The organism is Psychrobacter sp. 78a-MNA-CIBAN-0178 (genome assembly GCF_040309625.1).
Taxonomy (GTDB): domain Bacteria; phylum Pseudomonadota; class Gammaproteobacteria; order Pseudomonadales; family Moraxellaceae; genus Psychrobacter; species Psychrobacter okhotskensis.
In genome coordinates, this window is sequence record NZ_JBEOOZ010000003.1 from 209,933 (window position 1) to 228,616 (window position 18,684).

The window sequence follows — 18,684 nt, forward strand, 5'->3', positions numbered from 1 at the left end:
CATAAATTAAAACCACCAAATTCCAAACATGAATTAAAACCCTGTCTAAATTAGAGACCCCCTTATGACCAAATTTAACACCCTAACTGCCAGTATATTGTTTGCTGCTTTGAGCTTAACGGCTTGTGGTGATGACAACGATACAGTCGCTCAGCCCAACAAACCTGACACAAACACTCAACAACAGCGTATCAGCGGTACGATAAAAGATGCTAATGGCAGCCCTGTGGTAGGTGCTGAAGTCAAAATCGGTAAAAGTGCGGTGACTACCGATAGCTCTGGCGCTTATTCATTGAGCTTAGATAAGCTAAAGTCTGATGCTGTGATTTTAGTACGTAAGACAGGCTATTTGACGATGGCACGTGAATTCAAAGTAGCGCCTAAACGTTCGCATAAATTAGACATTACCTTGACAGCCGACCAAGTCACAAACGCCTTCGCCACCAGTGCAGGTATTAGTGAACTACAAGTATCAGGCGCTAAGATAAGCATTCCCGCAAATAGTATCATCAAAGCAGATGGCAGCAGCTACACAGGTACAGTCAATATCGCTGCCAACTATTACAATCCAGACTCTATCGCAGGGGCACAGTCCTTTGCGCAGCCTTTTGCCGGACAAAATAGTGATGGCAGTCAGCAGACAGATCTGGTCACCGTCGGTGTCATTGACGTCAAGCTCACTGACCCTGCTACAGGCGCAGCGCTTAATCTCAAGAAAGGTACTCAGGCCACTTTAGTTTATCCTAAAGTATCAACTGACCAAAACCTACCTTCTATTCCTTTGTGGTATTACGATGAAGAGCAAACTGTTTGGGTGAAAGAAGGTGTCGCTACTCGTCAGACAGATGGTAGTTATAAAGGACAAGTCTCTCACTTTACGTTATGGAACCTCGACATTCCTATTGGAGAATATTATGCATTATTAGAAGGCTGTGTAATTGATGCCAAAACTAAAAAACCGTATGTTAAAGATGACTTTGCTGGTCAGATAACAGGGCGAGGCAGTTTCTTTAGTGCTGGTGGGGCTGATAGCGAAGGTAAGTTTAGTATCAAAGTACCTTTTAATACGCCTTTAACCTTATCTTCTCATCCATATTCGGTTACATTCAATGCCATTCAAATTCCTGCCTTGGCACAAAATGGTACTTACCAAATCAATAATGGTAATTGTATCGAAGTAGGAACTATTGATAGTGATGGTGAAATAGATCTAAATAATAGTGATGTGGGCGGGAATTTTAATGAGCTTCCCTTATCACCTGTTTCTATTACGCTTACGCCTACCTCACCAGAAGATTCTTTTCAACCACCTGCTACTAGTAATAGCAATGGACTAATTGGTTATAATTTTGAGTTTGATCTAGATAATAATGACAAGCTTGAGAACGTATCATTGACGACGTTTAATTCATTGACAACTAGTGTTGCTTTATATTTTGAGTCCCTATATAAAACAGGAAACTATCAACAAAGCGTGAATTTCTTAAATGCAACTGGTCCGTCCTTCATACTTACGCGTCAAGGGACAGCTATAGAAACAGCACCATATACTATAGATAATAATAGACTCAAGTTTGAGGTTTTAGGTACGACTGTAAGAGGAAACCAGCTCATACAGCAGTTCAATAATGGTTTTAGAAGTATACTTACATTCAATGACAAGTCTATATCTGGCCTAAAGATAGGGGATGTATTGTCATACAACATTGATGAAGAAGACTTCCCTAATGCTCTCGTCGACAATTTGAACAATTTGCCCTTTTCAAGAGGAACTTTTACAGGAGCTGCAAGCTGTAAAGCTATAAGATCTATAAATAATAATTTAGACTTTATAACCTTCGATGGACTTGGCTCTAGTAGTAATTTCGAAGATGAAGTTAGAGTTTTAGATCTAAATCCTATTCGAGGTATATGGGCAGGTATTCCTTGGGCTGCTAACAGAGTAGCAGATGAAGACCAAGAATTTGAGGCTCTTGTAAATTTTGATAATTTAGTATACGAAGGTTATTATACTAAGGGTGGGTTTGCTAACTTATCTACAGCGGATACTAATGAGTGCGCTTACTACAATGAAGCCGCTAAAGAGCAAATTCTTACAGCATTAAGAGAAGCTTATCCAACACTTTAAAAATTTATAAATGTATTAAATTCTAAGTAAAAAGACCGCTACAGCATGATATTGTAGCGGTCTTTTTGCTCTAGGCAAGCAGAATGAAAACTGAATTTAAGCGCCTAAGGGTGAGCTGTTAATCAATAATGGCTACCTCGCAGATATCATGAAAATCCACAGTATTTATCTAATAATGTCGAGTAAATAATATACTCATTTGCGCTAAACAATGCTAGATTAAACTCAAATCGCATCAGCAAATTAAAACTATGAGCAAATTACTCCGACAACACTTTGAAGACCGTGAAATTAAAAAAGGCTCAGGGCAAGTGTCTGCCTTTATTGCGCTGTCTTTAGGCATACTTGCCACGCTTGCTGCTTTGTGTTTTTTATTCCCCAATCTGCTTACCACACCAGATTTTAGACCCTTATATGATGCCAATATTTTACGAGGCCTATTGTTTGCCAGTGTGGTTATTGGCTTTGTGTCGGGTGTTATTAGTCTACTACGCAATCCGTCTAAGCGCTGGGGCATGGCGGGTATGTTACTCAATGCCTTGGCAGCGCTGCTCGCGTCAGGACAGATCGAGCCCAATTACTATGAGCGTAGTCTATATGCAGGCTTGGATTATTTTGTTTTGACTCTAGTGATTTCCGCATTAGTGTTTATACCTATGGAGCGGTTTTATGCCAAATATAAAGAACAAAAGCTATTGCGATCTGGCTGGGTAACGGACATTAAATACTTCATGTTTAGCCATTTAGGTATTCAGTTATTGAGTTTTTTTACCATCATTCCAGCGCAGATTTTATTTAACCAATGGCTCAATCCCTCATGGCATCAGCTGGTCAGTGGTCAGCCTTTAGTGCTGCAATTTATAGAGATTTTGATCATAGTGGACTTTTTTAGTTACTGGATTCATCGCACTATGCACAAAGTCCCGTCGCTATGGCGCATACATGCCGTGCATCATTCTTCGCATCACATGGACTGGCTGGCGGCAAGTCGGGTGCATGTATTTGAGCTAATTGTGAATCGTTTTGTCGGTTATATTCCCTTATTGTTTATGGGCTTCTCTCCAGCGGCAACTTATGCTTATTTGGTGTTTATCTCTTTTCATGCCATTTTTATTCATGCCAACGTACGGTTCCGTTTTCCGTATTTTCGCTGGCTACTTGCAACGCCAGAGTTCCATCATTGGCATCATTCCTCAGAAAAAGAAGCATGGGACAAAAACTTTGCCGCTTTTCTGCCTATTTATGATGTGCTATTCAAAACTGCTCATCTACCAGACCATTTACCCAAAAAATACGGTACGACAGCCAATACAAAGATACCAGAGGGCTTTGTGGCGCAGTTAGTATATCCGCTGCAAAATAACAAACAACGTAAGAAGAATTGATTTAAGTATTTAGGCTCTTGTCTGCTGCCGGCTGCGACTCATAACGCATAAGCTTGATTTGCCCGCTGCATCTAAGGCAAAACAGCTGATGTCCATCTCTATTGGACTTTGTCGGGTAAACTTGAGCGTGATGGGTGCGGTGTCGTCAATAGCAAGATTGCTTAAAGGCGCGCGTTGTCCGACAGTGAGATGGTTCATGGTGTTCCTTACGTTAGATTTTTATTCCTTTAAAGATAATAGACTAATAACTGACATTAAAAAACCGCTAACAGCACGAGCTGGAGCGGTTTTTTTGAAATAGAAGAATTAAACATTAAAAAAATATTAAATATATTTTTAATGTTTATAATTTTTCAAGCCTGCTTTCAAATTTAGAAACATAACTTGTAACTTCAGGATCCTGGGTGATAATCTCAGCATTTTTCAATAAAGATAAACCTTGCTCAAGCCATTCTACATTGCCTGTCCTTTGAGCTATTATAACTCCAAGGCTACACATTTCTTTCAGTAAAAACCTATTATTAGGAAAGTGATTAATATAAATTATCAAATCATCAACTGCTTTATACAAAATTGCATTTCTATCCTCATCCATTATACCTTTAGTTTTTAAAGCTCTTTCGACTTTTAGTTTAGTCCTATATCTGTATATAGTAGGATCCCTACCTCCAAAGTCATTTTCGTATACTTTTATTTCAGCCTCACTATTCTCAAAATCATCGATTTCTACTAAATTCCTAATCAATCTATGCCTAGGTATTCTTTCACTAGGTACCATAGATATTATTTTCCTAAGCAATCTATTTTGGTCGACTTTACTTTTTAATGAGGGTATCCCAGTCTCGAAATTACACAGCTCTTTTAGGCTTCTTACTTCAATATCATAAGCAGGAATAATATTATCTACAACTCTTTCAATTAAATCAAACAACTCAGACTTATCATGGAATTTGTAATCTATTATTATTTTAGTAATTACAGGATGCCTTCCTTTCCAGCCATATATCCCCTCCTTCTTATCAATATTGTATTCATATATTATATCAATCAAACTATCTAAATAATGTGATATAACTTTACCTTCAATACCCAAAAGTCTAGTGACTAACTGTCTATGAACTCTTACTCCACAATACTCAAGCGCAGATACTAAACGGTAGATTTCTTGAATCTCTTCACTAAGGTTAGCGTACTCTCTGAGAATAATATCATCAAACTTTTCTGTAGCATATATATTTTTAAGGCATACGAATGTCTCAGATTCACATTGTACTTTCAATCTTCTCTTAATCTCAGAGCGTGTAAAACCATCAAAATTACTATTAATTACTTTTCTAATCGAATCATGGTTTTCGACCACATTTATTAAACTATCAATCTCTGGGTTAGATAATAATTTAATATCGTAATTTATATTGTTTTTAAAATAGCTTGGATTTTTTGTCCTAAAAGTCCATCTATCTTTTGAAGATGTTAATAGAATGGAAAGTACTTTTATACTACCTTGATCTAAGTATTCAATCAGTTTCATAACTTCGTTCAAGGAACTATGTGCATCATCAACTAATAGCACAGCTTTCTCATCATTTTCTATAAGTTTTTTTACGTATTCGATCCAGTCATAAAAATTAAAGTCATAATCAACTCGATGTTCGAAACATTTAAATCCATCATGATTTAAACTGAATAACAATTGTCTAGCTAAAGTAGTTTTACCTACCCCACTAGGTCCTAAAATTGTATATGAAATAAATTCTGTGCTAGTTATACTGTTTTTAATATCATTAAAAACATCCCTCTTAAATGTAAAGTTACTTTTTATATCTGAATATGATGCGGGGCTTCCGTTAACCATTAAATTGATATTTGAGCTTTTAACCAATTCTTCAGATATTATTTTTGTAGTAGGTGTAAGACTAGTAACTGTATCGAATGTATTATCGTGTGCCAACTTTTCTAGAGGCATACCGTAACTCGAAGCATCCATTTTATTGAAAAACTCGCTAATACCTCCAAAGCAAACTTCAAATCCTCTTCTTTCCCATATTTTAGCTCTATTTTCATCTTCACTGTAAATAAGTAAAGTAACTTTACTGCTACCAGTTGACTTACCTCGCTTAACAGCTTCATTCGTTATTTTCTTAATATGCTCATCATTTAATGAATAGCCAATTATTATTAAATGAGAATCAATAAGATCAGACTTAAGCTTTGTAATTAAGGCATCTCTATACTCTTCAATTTCATAATAATCAAAGTCAGTTAAAACTATACGTGATGAGTCACCGTAGGCTATATCTTTTTCAATAGTTCCGTGTAATTTATAATATTTAGTAACTTGAGGTAAAGAACGAGCACTAAAATCGTGGTTAGATGCATATACATTAAGATCTTTATTTTTTTGCCTATAGCACTCTTCAATTACATTGTCATAATTTGTAGTATAAAGAGTTTTCCAAGAGTATAGAGGTAGGTTTTTTATGCCTCCTATAGGTTGCGTTCTACTAAGATAATCTTGTAATTTATCAATCAACTCTCGACGACTGTAGTCCTCTTCAATAATCGCAGTAATCTCACCCAAAGTATAACCTTTAGGATTTATCTGAAAGTCTTTGCCCAAATCAGATATAATCGTTTCTACTGAAGGAGCATTTGACTCTACAGTAGCACCTGAACCAAAAAAAAGTATGGTTTCTTCAGGTACTATTTTATGAACTAATTGTTCAAGCTTTATAGACATTTACCATCCTTGATTAATCAATTTTCATTTTATATCTACTCCAATACCTGATTTTTTGTCAGGGACGAAGCCGAGAAAGCTCTTTAAAAAACGCTACCTCATTCATCACATATTTACTCCCTATTAAAGGACTTCGATGCTGGGGCCATATTTTTTAAGCTTTTGATATTTACAACGCTTTCAACTCTTCCATCTGCGCCATCAAATGCCCTCCTAGCTCAGCCAGTTTATCCTTTTCAGCATCGACCACTTCCGCAGGTGCTTTACTGACGATACTTTTTGCAGCTTATATAGATATATTCGAGTTCATATTAATAGACTGTAAATAATAGCACACAAATATTCAGTTATACTGCAGGATCAAGAGCTATTCAGAGAACTAACCAGTAAACAATAAAAAACGCCATCACAATTGTGACAGCGTTTTTTATTACTATAAATATTTACGCTTTATTTACAACGCTTTCAACTGCTCCATCTGCGCCGTCATCGCCGTCAACTGCCCTTCTAGCTCAGCCAGTTTGGCTTTTTCCGCATCGACCACTTCCGCAGGTGCTTTACTGACAAAGCCTTCATTACCTAGCTTACGTGCGATACCTTCGGCTTGACCTTTCAACTTATCATATGACTTACCTAGACGTGCTAGCTCAGCCGTTGGATCGATAAGTCCTTTCATCGGTACGAGTACCCGTAGCTGACCGACCATACTTGATGACGATAGCGGCACCTCATCGCCTTCTTTGACGATCTCTAAGCTCTCGACTTTGGCAAGCGCTTTGAACTGGTTTTTGATACGTGATAGACGCGCATCTTCGTCGCTAGAGATATTTTGTAGTAGCACGGGCAGACGTACCGCGTTACCCAGTTTCATCTCGCCACGGATATTACGGACGCTAGCGATTAGCTCTTGTAGCCATGCCATATCCGCTTCGGTCTGCTCACTGATTTGGCTGGCATCGGTCTGTGGATAGTCAGCGACTACGATGCTGTCGGTATTTTTGCGACCCAATAGCGGCGCGATGGTTTGCCAAATCTCTTCGGTCAAATACGGCATAATCGGATGGGTAAAGCGCATGGCGGTTTCAAGTACATCCAAGAGCACGTAGCGGATTTGCGCTTTACGCTCGCTTGATACCGAGTCATCATTCAGACTGGCTTTGGCAAGCTCAACGTACCAATCACAGTACTCGTTCCAGATAAACTCATAGATATCTTGGCTGACCATATCGAGACGGTACTGAGCGAAATGCTGATGGATATCGGCAACGGTAGAGTTCAAACGACTCATGATCCATTTTTCTGGTAATTCCCAAACGTCAGGGTTTGCCACTTGATCGATAGGCTTGGCACTGCCTTCACTGTCTACACAGTTCATGAGTACAAAGCGGCTGGCGTTCCAGATTTTATTACAGAAGTTACGATAGCCCTCGACACGCTTTAGATCAAAGTTGATATCGCGACCGGTACTGGCAAGAGAGGTAAAGGTAAAGCGCAGTGCATCCGTACCAAAGGCTGGGATGCCTTCTGGGAACTCTTTACGCGTTTGCTTTTCGATTTTGGCCGCGTCTTTTGGGTTCATCATATTGCTGGTGCGTTTTTCGACCAGCGCTTCTAGGTCAATACCGTCGATCAGATCAATAGGGTCAAGGACGTTACCTTTGGACTTAGACATTTTTTGCCCTTGCCCATCACGTACTAAACCATGCACATAGACGGTTTTAAACGGTACTTGTGGCGTGCCATCTTCGTTTTTGACAAAGTACATGGTCATCATGATCATGCGCGCAACCCAAAAGAAGATAATGTCAAAGCCAGTGACCAACACGCTAGTCGGGTGAAAAGTTTTCAGTACGCGTGGATCCGCATTGACGTCTGCCCAGTCAAGCGTACTAAACGTCCACAGTCCCGAGCTAAACCACGTATCAAGCACATCATCGTCTTGGCGCAGTGTTACCTCAGCGTTTAGATTGTACTTACTGCGGACTTCGGCTTCATCGCGCGCCACATAAATCTCACCAGTGGCATCGTCATACCATGCTGGGATACGATGCCCCCACCACAGCTGACGGCTGATGCACCAGTCTTGCAGATTGTTCATCCACGCCATATACATGTTTTTATATTGCGCAGGAACGAACTCGATGCTGCCATCTTCTACCGCATCAATCGCAGGCTGTGACAGCTTATTCATGGCGACGTACCACTGATCGGTCAAAAATGGCTCGACGATCGTACCACCACGCTCAGCGCGCGGTGCTTTGAGCGCGTAGTCTTCGATGTCTTCTAGCCAACCTTGCTCACCTGCTTGCTCAACGAGGAATTTACGCGCCGCAAAACGCTCAAGTCCCGCGTACTCGACAGGCGTAGGCTCAAGTGCAGGCTCACGCACTTGCAAGTCAGCGTAGACCTCCATGTCAGCTAAGATATTAGCGCGCTCGTCGAGGATATTAATCAGCGGTAAGCTATGACGACGACCCAATTCATAATCGTTAAAATCATGCGCTGGTGTAATTTTTACACAGCCAGTCCCAAAGTCTTTTTCGACATAATCATCAGCGACGATAGGCACTACGCGCCCAGTAATCGGCAAGGTAATGGTTTTGCCAACTAAGTGTGCATAACGTTCATCGCTAGGATTAACTGCAACGGCGGTATCACCAAGTAAAGTTTCAGGGCGTGTGGTGGCGACAACCAGATAGTTTTTGCCGTCTTGTGTAGTGATATCTTTATCGGTGAAATGATAGCGGAAATGCCACAAGCTACCTTTTTCGTCGTGGTTTTCGACTTCTAAATCTGATAACGCCGTTTGGAATTTAGGATCCCAATTGACCAGACGCTTACCGCGATAAATCAAACCATCATCAAATAAACGTACGAACACTTCTTTTACCGCATTGGACAAGCCATCATCCATCGTAAAGCGTTCCCGCGACCAATCCACCGAGCTACCAAGCCGACGAATTTGACGGGTGATATTGTCACCCGACTCTTCTTTCCATTCCCATACTTTATCCACGAAGTCTTCACGAGTCATGTCACGGCGCTTGATACCTTGCGCCTCCAAACGACGTTCAACGACCATCTGGGTAGCAATACCCGCATGATCGGTACCCGGTTGCCACAAGGTATTGTCACCATCCATACGGTGATAACGCGTCAATGCGTCCATAATGGCGTTATTGAAACCGTGTCCCATATGTAGCGAGCCGGTGACGTTTGGCGGTGGCAAAGCAATAGAAAACGATTCGTCTTTATCAAAGCTTGGCTTAAAATAACCGCTTTCTTCCCAGCCTTGATACATGCCTGCTTCGACATCGCTTGGATTGTAGGCGTTTTCTAATTGGCTTAAGGCGGCTTGAATCGATTGGGTTAAATTATTTTTGCTATCAGGGTTACTCATAAGGCTCTCAGACTAAAATGTAAATGGATTAAATAATAAGCAAAGGTATGGTTATCGTCGAATTCATACAATTAACCAACGCAAGCTAGGTTCAGACCTAGCGCTAACGTTGGATAATAATAAGTCATCCGAGCAAACAAAAAAGTTAGTAGGATGATTTTATCTTATATGGGCAAATTTTGTTAGCATCGAATGCTTTTTCGCTGCTTGCAGTCGTTATTGGCTTACTGTAACTTATTAAAATAAGCTGTCTTTAGTAATACAGCAGCACGGCATAGCGCCATTACAGCATGGCAATGGCTATAAGTCGATGTCGGTTTGACTCGCACTTTTATATCTTTTACTCACCGCTTCTCTTATATAAGTTTACTAGCATGCCTAATAACAAAGATCATTCTCATGAAAATAATGAATCCAGCGTCACCACTCACCGTCACGCAGCAAAGAGCAGTGACGATAATAATGCCAATACCGATGACAAGAACAATGCAGTAGCAGTGAGCAATGAAACCCATCAGTACGTCGCTCAGGATGAAGACCAAAATGATTCCAAAAATGAAAGCCAAGATGACTCTGAAGATGAAAACCAAGATGAAAGTGCGTCAGAGGGCAAAACCCTAAAAGACGAAGACTTTTCAGAAGGCATGAGCGATGAAGACAAACAATCTATCAAAGAAGTGGCCAGCGATGACAACTTAAGCGAACCTAAAAGCTATGCCAGTATCTTGGTTGAGCAAGTAATGGATGCCAAAGAAACCTTTGAACGCTCGCTTGGCTCGTTATTTACCAGTGCCTTTACCGCTGGGCTGGAGATTGGCATTAGCTTTTTTATGATTTTATCGGCTTTTGCGCTGTTGAGTGGCGTGCTACCCAGTCATTATGCCATTGTCCTCGCTTCCCTACTTTACCCGATTGGCTTTATCATTGTCGTCATTGGACAATCGCTATTGTTTACCGAGCAAACGTCTCTGTTGAGTCTTCCTGTACTAAATGGCATCGAACCATTAAACAAACTCATGCGGCTGTGGGGCATTGTGATCGCGGGTAACGTCGTTGGTGGCTGCTTATTTGCAGCGTTAATGATCGGGTTGGGTTTACATATGCAGCTATTTAGTGCGAGCGATATCGACGCCTATTCCGAGCATGTCTTGGGATTTGAATGGTGGGTGATATTTGGTAGTGCTGTGCTGGCAGGTTGGATGATGGGGGTCGCCGCTTGGCTGGTGACCTCGGCACGCGATACCATTAGCCGTATCGTGCTGGTGTCATTAATCACGGGTAGTATTGGTTTTTTGGGTTTGCATCATAGTATCGTGGGTAATATCGAGGTGTTTTCTGCCCTACTGTATGGCAATACCGTCAGCTTTTGGCGTTACTTGATATTTTTGGTGGTAGTGATATTAGGCAATACCGTAGGCGGCGTGGTGTTCGTCGCGGTACTCAAAAACCGTACCTTCTTATTTGAAATCGAAAGAGTGAAGCAGCAAAACAAAGACAACCAAGTCGCGAGGATGAATAGACGACGGCGCTAGGGTAATCAAATGCCTATCGACTCGTAAAGCCTCTGACTCATACAAGCAAATACCAACGCAAACTCATTATTTAAGAGTGTGCGCTGGCAATATTTTATCAGTAATTATATTTTATAGGCAATAAGTGCTCAACACTGATGATACCTTTAGAGCATACGGGCGGCCAAAACCCCTTTCTCAATTTCCGTCTTCTTCAACTTATTGAACTTCGAGCTAAATACTCTCACCAATATACCAGCGGTCAAGAACATAACTAAGGTATAAATAGCTGGGGTCATCGACATATCGTAATTAGACAAGAGCGTGAGCGCCATAAATATAGATAAGGTACTATTTTGCAAGCCGACTTCCATAGTGATAGACGTTCGTTGTGCTAGGTTCAAGCCCAACCATTTACTACTGTAGTAACCAAGCGCCATGGTTGATAGGTTTAGTAGCAACGATACGGGGCCAGTAGCGATAAGCGCCTCAACGATGATATCTCTTTGTACATAACTCAAAAACACCACTAAAAATGTCAAAAACGTCACGCCAAAACGAGAGACCAATACTTGTGAGCTATCGGCAACCCTTGGCGCAAAGCGTTTGATCAGCATACCAATACTAATAGGCAAAATGGTGATGACGAATAAAGAAATCATTGTCTTTATAATTGGCAGTTGAAACTCGCTTCCAGCACCCATAAAGTGAATCAATGAAAAGCTTAGAACAATAGGAATACTAAATACCGTGATGATACTAGCAATCGCAGTCATAGTGACGGATAACGCTACATCGCCTTTGGCAAGGAAGGTAAATAAGTTGGAAGTGGTGCCACCCGGACAGAGCACGAGTAACATGACCCCTACCGCATATTCAGGTCGCAGCGGCATGATATTTGCCAGTGCAAAACCTATAATAGGCAACAAAATAAGCTGATTGAGCAAGCCAATACTGACCGCTTTTGGGTATTTTAAAACACGTTTAAAATCGTTGGTAATGAGGGTCATACCCATACCCATCATGATCAAAAATAGGCAAAGGGGAATCACGACTGAGTTTACTAAAGTGACTATTTCAAGATTTTCCATAACTACATCCATGTAGAAGACCTAATACTAGGTCAGTTTATAATGATTAAATGATGCCAGATTAGCGCTCCTTGCTAATACGGGTTCATCGTTACCGACCCTTATGAATAACGGACATCACCCATTTTTTTATACCATTTCTGATATAGATTTTTATAAAATACTTTATAGATACTGTGATTAATCATTGATAATTATTAAGAATCAATAAAGGGAGTATATAGGGCGAAAGTTAGGTTTATCTGCTTTATTCAACGACTCATCAGTCAAATGCAGAATAGGGTCTATTGAACAACAATAAAAGCGGGTTTAATAAGATTAAATGAGAGTGTGTACCGTCAGCTTCTAAAGGATTTGGCTTTTAAATGAATTGGCGGTCGATAATTTGGCGTGAAGTAGTTATAGCTAAATAATGATGGCTAAATATTGATAGTGCTATGAGCGCTTATTTTGGGGACGTTTTGGTAGCAATCTCAGTGCTAAGAACTGCCGTACCATAGGCAATGGCTTCAACCATGCTGCCCAATTGATTGATATTAGTGACTTCCAGACGCAAACCATAGATATGATTGTAGCCTTTGGCTTGTGCCTGCGAGCGCATACGGACGATAGCCTCACGTCGTGCACGGTCTAACAGCGTCTCATAAGTGGTTAGATTTTTGCCAAACAAACTCAGCACCCGAGCGATAATCATCTTAAAGTAATCTTGCGCAATCACCACGCTGCCAAGCACCAGCTCACTGTCACTATTGGCTACCAGCTTGGGGCGATAAAAGCGCTCGCTTGAGACCACAATATGACCCACGGCTTGCTCTGAAACCATCAGCTGCGCCAAATGCTGACGCTCATGACGCGAGCCAAAGAACCACCCTACCACGAATAATATGATAAGCGGCGCGTAGTTAATGAGGAACTGAGTCATAGAGTTATTCATGGCACGTCTCTTATCATAAAAAAGCTTTAGTGTTTTAAAACTTAATTAACTAACCAAAAGGATTGAAACGTGGCAAATCATCCGCTGGGGCTGGCGGTTGTGAATTCTGAATAGATGGGTCGTGACTAGAGGGAGAATGTGGTGGTTGCGCTGAGGCAGGCTGCTGTTGTACCGGCACTGCTTTGACTGCAGTACCATAGACAAATAGCTCAGAAGCGCCTTGGGCAATGCTAGAGGTCGAAAATCGCAGACCAACGACGGCATCAGCACCGAGTGCTTCGGCTTTTACAATCATGCGATCTATCGCCTCTTGGCGCGACTCTTCTAGTAGCTCAGTATAGGCAGTCAGCTCGCCACCAACGATGTTTTTTAGACTGGCGAACAAGTCCTTACCGACATGCTTTGAGCGCACGGTACTGCCGTAAACCACGTCCAAGCGCTCAGTGATCTGATAGTTGGGCAAGTGCTCAAGATTGGAGAGTTGCACAGTCATAGTACGACCTTATCGGTGACTTATAAAAATAATTTAGCGAGTAACATTCAGCGTTCATCGACGTTGATTAAGGGTAATGTTAGCGCGCATGGCTGCGAACAAAACCCAATATTAATAGAAATAAATAGTGTTAATAATAAATGCTGTCTCTAACAAACTAATCATTTGTATGGAACAATAAAAACAACTCAGTCAGATTGCCTTCGATACTGTTGGCCATCTGTGCCATTTTATCTTGATCCACACGCATTTCGGCCAGCTCTGGATCTTCATCATCGATACCGCTGAGCACAATCATTGGCAAGGTTAATACAGCCACGTCTTCTGCCGTTTCTTCGTTTTCAAACCAGTCGCTGGCTTCATCACCATACATGGCATCGACAAAACCAATTGACCAAGCAACGATATCGGACTCTTCAGAAAAATCAACAGCCACTTCTTCGTTGCCCGCATCTTCACCAAAAGGCAATTCAATAGGCGTCTCGTTCTTTAGCTCAGCCATGATAGAGTCGCGCCAGCGCTGGATACCATCAATAACGTTTTCTGGAATTTCGCTCACATGACCTTCAAAAAGCGCCTCAAGCCAGTTAGGCAACGGACGCCCAATGACAGTCGCCGTCAAAAAACCATGGGTTGCGACACTATCAAGCACAAATTGGCTCTCTTGATTGTCCAAATAGTCTAATAATTCGTCGAAACTTAATTGGTTATTCATGGTGTGATGGTCCTTGAAAGATAGATTGCGTCAGTCGCCACAAACGATCGATTAAATGTAAGGTGGTAAATAAAAGATGGTAAATAAAAAGAGGATAGCAGTTGCTTGGCGAGCATACTTAGAACCAAACAACCTTTATAAAGCATAGTCAGTCCTCTATAAGTCAGATACGGTATCAAGCTCGCTTAGTCTACTATTTGTAGTACTTCACTCGCTCTCCTGGTATCCAGATTATATCGAACAGACTATAAGTCTATTAGATAAAGTAGATAATGTCGCAGTCGGTAAAAACGAAAATCAAGCGTTAACCACTAATATGTAGACAGTCAGCTTAGCACAATTAAGTCGCGATAATCTGCTAAGGCGTTGGCTTAGTTTATTGAGCTGCTTTTGCGCGACCTAATTTACATAACCTAGTTTGCGTGACCCAATTTGTATGATCTACTTCGTATAACCAAGGTTATAACGGCTGTTTGGCTGACGCCTCTAGCGCTTAACTTAAGTCTAAAGCTAGAGGTCGTCATCATCCCAATCATCGCCATCTTCATCGAAGTTATCTAGATCATCAAGGTCGTCTTTTAACTCTTTTGCCAAACGCTTTTCTTCTAGCAAATTATCGATTAGTCGACGCTTCTCGAGACTGCTTAGGCGCGTACGCACACTGGTCTCAGCCTCTTCTACCATCTTTGCGTCGTCATCGTCGACAAAATCATCATCAAAATCGTCGTCAATATCAGCGTCACTCATGACAAACTCCTATCATTTTTCGGCAAGTGTATTAAAAATACATGAATATATATATGCCTTATAAAGTCTCTACTGAGCGTTGTCAATCCTTTTTATCACTATGCGCTATTTAGTCGCAAATACAAAGTGAATCTGACCAGCTATCGCGTAGGCAATTGTAGAGAAAGTAGCTGCGTTAAAGGCAACGAAATACCATACTTGTCATCATCACTCTTCGTCTTCAATCATCAATACGGCATTACGGACATCGGCTAAGCGCTGAATCATGGCGTCATTGCCACCATCAAATATCGCGCACTCACGCTCATAGACAGTCGTTGGGCGCATGATGCTGTGTACTTGGACATGGTTGCTGATTTGCTTAAGGCCAGCATTGGGGAGCAATATCAGCATCTGTTCTTTTTTGCCCACGCTTTGTAGCAGTTGGCTCATGGCATCGGCTTGGGCATCATCGCTCACCCCAGCTTTGGCTGGCAAAGCAAAGCGTGATAGCTCAATATGCTTGTCGTGGATGATTTTATTAAGCATTAAATAGAGCTTACCCAACATTACACCTGCTAGCGCAACTTTGGCGTGGCTATTATCTGCTTTGAGCAGCGCACAAGCACCGTTTTCATCAAAGCGCGGTTCATTCATCGCACTCACACCCATCAGCAGTGGCTGTTTGAGTAGCTCGGTCATTGCTTGATTCAGAAGCTGCGTACATAGCGCCAGATAAGGCAAGCGCTGAGAAGGCGCTAGGCGCTCAAGCATATTAAATTCGTCATGAAAGACGATTTGGACGCTGACCGTGTCAAATGCGCGGGTGGCAGATAGCTTGGCGTTAGATAGCTTATTAGTAGATAGCTGGGAGGCACTACGAGTAGTTTTGTGAGCGCCGTTATCAGTATCAAGCTCCTCATGGTGCGTCGCGTTGGTTACCTGATAATCTGTGTGATTTTCAGATGCATGATCAGAGTTAACAGCAGTCGCCTCTTGATTCTGCTGCGCTCTTAAGTAGGCATTGACTTCATTGTGAACATCAATTTTGCGAGTACGCGTGGTTGTATCGTTTGTCTCACCACTGGCATTCGCTTGGCTATCAGTAAGGTTAAGATCTTTATCCGCTGTCTCAAAATCGTCTGAGCGCTTGCCTTTTCCATCATCCGCATAGCCACGAGCATTCTCGCGGTAATGACCACGCTGATCAATCTGCCGATATTGCTCACGGTGCAAATCTTCGATATCACGGCTCAGGGCATTAATCTGCTCTTTGGTCGGACGGGCAATATAGCCATAGATGAGCCACAATAATAAATGCAGCAGCATAGTACCGATTACAAACGGCCACTGCATGGTGATGATCTCGCCTTTGCTAATATCCTTCAACGTCAATGACACACTGCCAATCACCGCATCGCCTTTAGTCGCGATTTGACTGATCGTATTGCCTTGCTGCATCGGCGCATTGCCGACCGGCACTAATATATCGTCGTTATTGTCTTTGATCAGTATGCGAGTCACGTCTTGCTCGCTGGTATAGCGATTGGCAATGACGCTCAAGCTGACACGGTCTTTGTTTTCCAAAGACAAGCGCGCCTCATCAATCAGTTGGGCGACCATCTGTTCGCCCTTTTGCGCCCGACTCTCGCTCAGCTGTTGATCGGTACTGATGACCAATAATAGAGTTTGCAAACAAAAACTAACCAGAAGAATAATGGCAAACAACCCTTGCCGCGGCGCTAAATACGTCATGATATAGTAAACTTTTTTGGATAAAAGAAATTAAAAAACAAGGCGATGGCTCATTTTTTGGCTAATTTTAAAAAATTCTGCGATGTTTATATTTATAAAGATGATGACATTAAGCACTACATTATAAGACGTAATATGTTCTAAAAAGCTCCACAATCTAAAAAGCCTTGCCATCTAAAAAGCACCACAGCCTTAAACTTAACGAGGTCTAAAAAATAGCACAGCTTAAGATAAAATTGCTCAGCATCGCCTTTTAAATATAAAGTCATTATCTTAAATATAAAGTCATTATCTTAAATATAAAGTCATTATCAAGGCAATAACGCTACTATATCACCATAGTAAGCCTGATGGCGTTAGCCGTTTTATAAATTTGTCATAATCGTTTGAATTTATTCTAACGGCTTTTTTACCCCTCAGAGTCGTTTTGATACAACGCTGAGACTTTGCGCCTCATCTATAGGCGCTGCCGAGTAAAGCTGTTATTATTCCCAATCTTATATGAGCATACAAGGGACAATTGAGCCATGCCAAAAAATACCTCTTATTCGTTACCAAAAGACAGCAAAGCATGGCAACAAGCCGTCGACTCTATCGCTTCACTACTACCCGACGGTACTAACTTGCAAGATTTCGACGCGCTGCAATCACTACCGGTTTTTGCCCTCATTGTAGTGTTGCCGATGCAAGTCACAACGCTTGATATCCATCAGTATATACAGTCATGGGTCGATGAGCAGCCAAGCTGGCATTTGGTGACCGTCGCTGAAGATACCGATGCCAGTTTCGTCGACATTATGGTTTCTGATACAGAACCGACAGCAGCAGACGTCCAACGCCTGCCTTTTACACAATCACAAGTCTTCCGCTATTTGCTAGTACCAGTGACTGACACGCTCATGCACCCTGCTAAAAAAACGGCAGCGGCTCACATCATCGACGATCAGCTAACCACGCGTTTGCGTCATGACTTGACCGAAGCGTATAACAATACACGCAGCGCTAGCAGCGCAGATAACTTAAATGTCGTCGATTGTCATATTTTATCAGTCGGTCATATGCTACGTACTCACAAACTTGCCTGCTTTGATATGGATTCAACCTTAATCGAGCAAGAAGTGATCGTCGAGCTGGCCAAAACAGCGGGCATCGGTGAGGAAGTCGAAGCTATCACGGAAGCGGCAATGCGCGGCGAGATGGATTTTGATGAGTCTTTTGCCCAGCGAGTGGCGTTATTAAAAGGTATCTCAACCGATGTACTGGATGATATCTGCAGCCGCTTGACGCTATCAATGGGTGCTCGCACGACGATCAAGGCGCTCAAAGCAGTGGGCTATCATACGGTATTGGTCTCCGGCGGCTTTACCTACTTTGCGCGCTATATCGCTGAGCAATTAGGCATTGATGAGGTTCACGCCAATGCCTTAGACATCGACGAAGGTGAAGTCACCGGTCATGTACAGCTGCCCATCGTCAATGGTGCAAAAAAAGCAGCTATCGTTGAGCATACTGCCGAGCGCTTGGGTATCGACATGTCGCAAGTGGTCTGTATCGGTGACGGTGCTAATGATTTGCCAATGATGGCTATTGCTGACCTGGGTGTTGCGTATCATGCCAAGCCTATTGTACAAGCACGCGCCGATGCCGCAATCAATGTCACTGGGCTGGAAGGCACACTCTATGCGCTTGGTTATCCAGCGCTTGCCCCTACTGTGTAGACGCTAAATAGTTAGACATGTTCATACAAATTAGGTTAATGCTTTATCATTAATCTGGTTTGTATGGTCAGTTCAATATAAAAAAGAG

The 18,684-nt window shown here is 41.9% G+C and carries 14 protein-coding genes; 4 read left to right on the forward strand and 10 right to left on the reverse strand.

All coding sequences use genetic code 11. From position 1 onward, the window contains the following. Positions 1 to 64: 64 nt before the first annotated feature. Together AAEY80_RS03920 and AAEY80_RS03925 are read left to right on the forward strand one after the other, a co-directional pair. A complete protein-coding gene (locus AAEY80_RS03920; protein ID WP_025652298.1) occupies positions 65 to 2,128 on the forward strand; it encodes a carboxypeptidase-like regulatory domain-containing protein in 2,064 nt (687 codons plus the stop codon). A 251-nt stretch (positions 2,129 to 2,379) separates the two neighbouring features. Further along, positions 2,380 to 3,513, forward strand: coding sequence for a sterol desaturase family protein (locus tag AAEY80_RS03925; RefSeq protein ID WP_201565529.1), 1,134 nt, complete (start codon positions 2,380 to 2,382; stop codon positions 3,511 to 3,513). Positions 3,514 to 3,522: 9 nt separating this feature from the next. Here AAEY80_RS03925 and AAEY80_RS03930 read toward each other — a convergent pair whose 3' ends face one another. The 4 genes from AAEY80_RS03930 to AAEY80_RS03945 all read right to left on the reverse strand — a co-directional run bounded on the left by AAEY80_RS03930 (position 3,523) and on the right by AAEY80_RS03945 (position 9,653). Next, positions 3,523 to 3,711: a hypothetical protein gene (locus AAEY80_RS03930; protein WP_227692007.1), complete on the reverse strand. Its 189-nt coding sequence runs from the start codon at positions 3,709 to 3,711 to the stop codon at positions 3,523 to 3,525. A 145-nt stretch (positions 3,712 to 3,856) separates the two neighbouring features. Further along, positions 3,857 to 6,253, reverse strand: coding sequence for an SIR2 family protein (locus AAEY80_RS03935; protein ID WP_201565530.1), 2,397 nt, complete (start codon positions 6,251 to 6,253; stop codon positions 3,857 to 3,859). Positions 6,254 to 6,422: 169 nt separating this feature from the next. After that, on the reverse strand, positions 6,423 to 6,527 hold the full coding sequence (locus AAEY80_RS03940; protein WP_201565659.1) for a hypothetical protein: 105 nt from the start codon (positions 6,525 to 6,527) through the stop codon (positions 6,423 to 6,425). Between the two features lie 180 nt (positions 6,528 to 6,707). Continuing rightward, on the reverse strand, positions 6,708 to 9,653 hold the full coding sequence (locus AAEY80_RS03945; RefSeq protein WP_350587917.1) for a valine--tRNA ligase: 2,946 nt from the start codon (positions 9,651 to 9,653) through the stop codon (positions 6,708 to 6,710). 374 nt (positions 9,654 to 10,027) lie between these two features. Here AAEY80_RS03945 and AAEY80_RS03950 point away from each other — a divergent pair, with 374 nt between their 5' ends. After that, positions 10,028 to 11,185, forward strand: coding sequence for a formate/nitrite transporter family protein (locus AAEY80_RS03950; RefSeq protein ID WP_201565538.1), 1,158 nt, complete (start codon positions 10,028 to 10,030; stop codon positions 11,183 to 11,185). A gap of 146 nt (positions 11,186 to 11,331) precedes the next feature. Here the strand turns inward: AAEY80_RS03950 and AAEY80_RS03955 are convergent, their stop codons facing one another. The 6 genes from AAEY80_RS03955 to AAEY80_RS03980 all read right to left on the reverse strand — a co-directional run bounded on the left by AAEY80_RS03955 (position 11,332) and on the right by AAEY80_RS03980 (position 16,878). Then, positions 11,332 to 12,255, reverse strand: a complete 924-nt coding sequence (locus tag AAEY80_RS03955) for a bile acid:sodium symporter family protein (RefSeq protein WP_025652291.1) — start codon at positions 12,253 to 12,255, stop codon at positions 11,332 to 11,334. Between the two features lie 445 nt (positions 12,256 to 12,700). Then, entirely contained in the window at positions 12,701 to 13,189 is a 489-nt protein-coding gene (locus tag AAEY80_RS03960) for a YbjQ family protein (RefSeq protein ID WP_025652290.1), read from the reverse strand. Positions 13,190 to 13,238: 49 nt separating this feature from the next. Continuing rightward, positions 13,239 to 13,676, reverse strand: a complete 438-nt coding sequence (locus AAEY80_RS03965; RefSeq protein WP_227502364.1) for a YbjQ family protein — start codon at positions 13,674 to 13,676, stop codon at positions 13,239 to 13,241. Positions 13,677 to 13,839: 163 nt separating this feature from the next. After that, positions 13,840 to 14,397, reverse strand: a complete 558-nt coding sequence (locus tag AAEY80_RS03970; RefSeq protein WP_025652288.1) for a UPF0149 family protein — start codon at positions 14,395 to 14,397, stop codon at positions 13,840 to 13,842. 510 nt (positions 14,398 to 14,907) lie between these two features. Then, on the reverse strand, positions 14,908 to 15,144 hold the full coding sequence (locus AAEY80_RS03975) for a PA3496 family putative envelope integrity protein (RefSeq protein ID WP_025652287.1): 237 nt from the start codon (positions 15,142 to 15,144) through the stop codon (positions 14,908 to 14,910). A gap of 207 nt (positions 15,145 to 15,351) precedes the next feature. Next, a complete protein-coding gene (locus AAEY80_RS03980; protein WP_350587918.1) occupies positions 15,352 to 16,878 on the reverse strand; it encodes a hypothetical protein in 1,527 nt (508 codons plus the stop codon). A gap of 527 nt (positions 16,879 to 17,405) precedes the next feature. Between AAEY80_RS03980 and serB the strand changes: the two genes are divergently transcribed. Then, positions 17,406 to 18,596 (forward strand): phosphoserine phosphatase SerB, encoded by a 1,191-nt coding sequence (serB, locus tag AAEY80_RS03985; RefSeq protein ID WP_350587919.1) that lies wholly within the window; start codon positions 17,406 to 17,408, stop codon positions 18,594 to 18,596. Positions 18,597 to 18,684 lie beyond the last annotated feature (88 nt).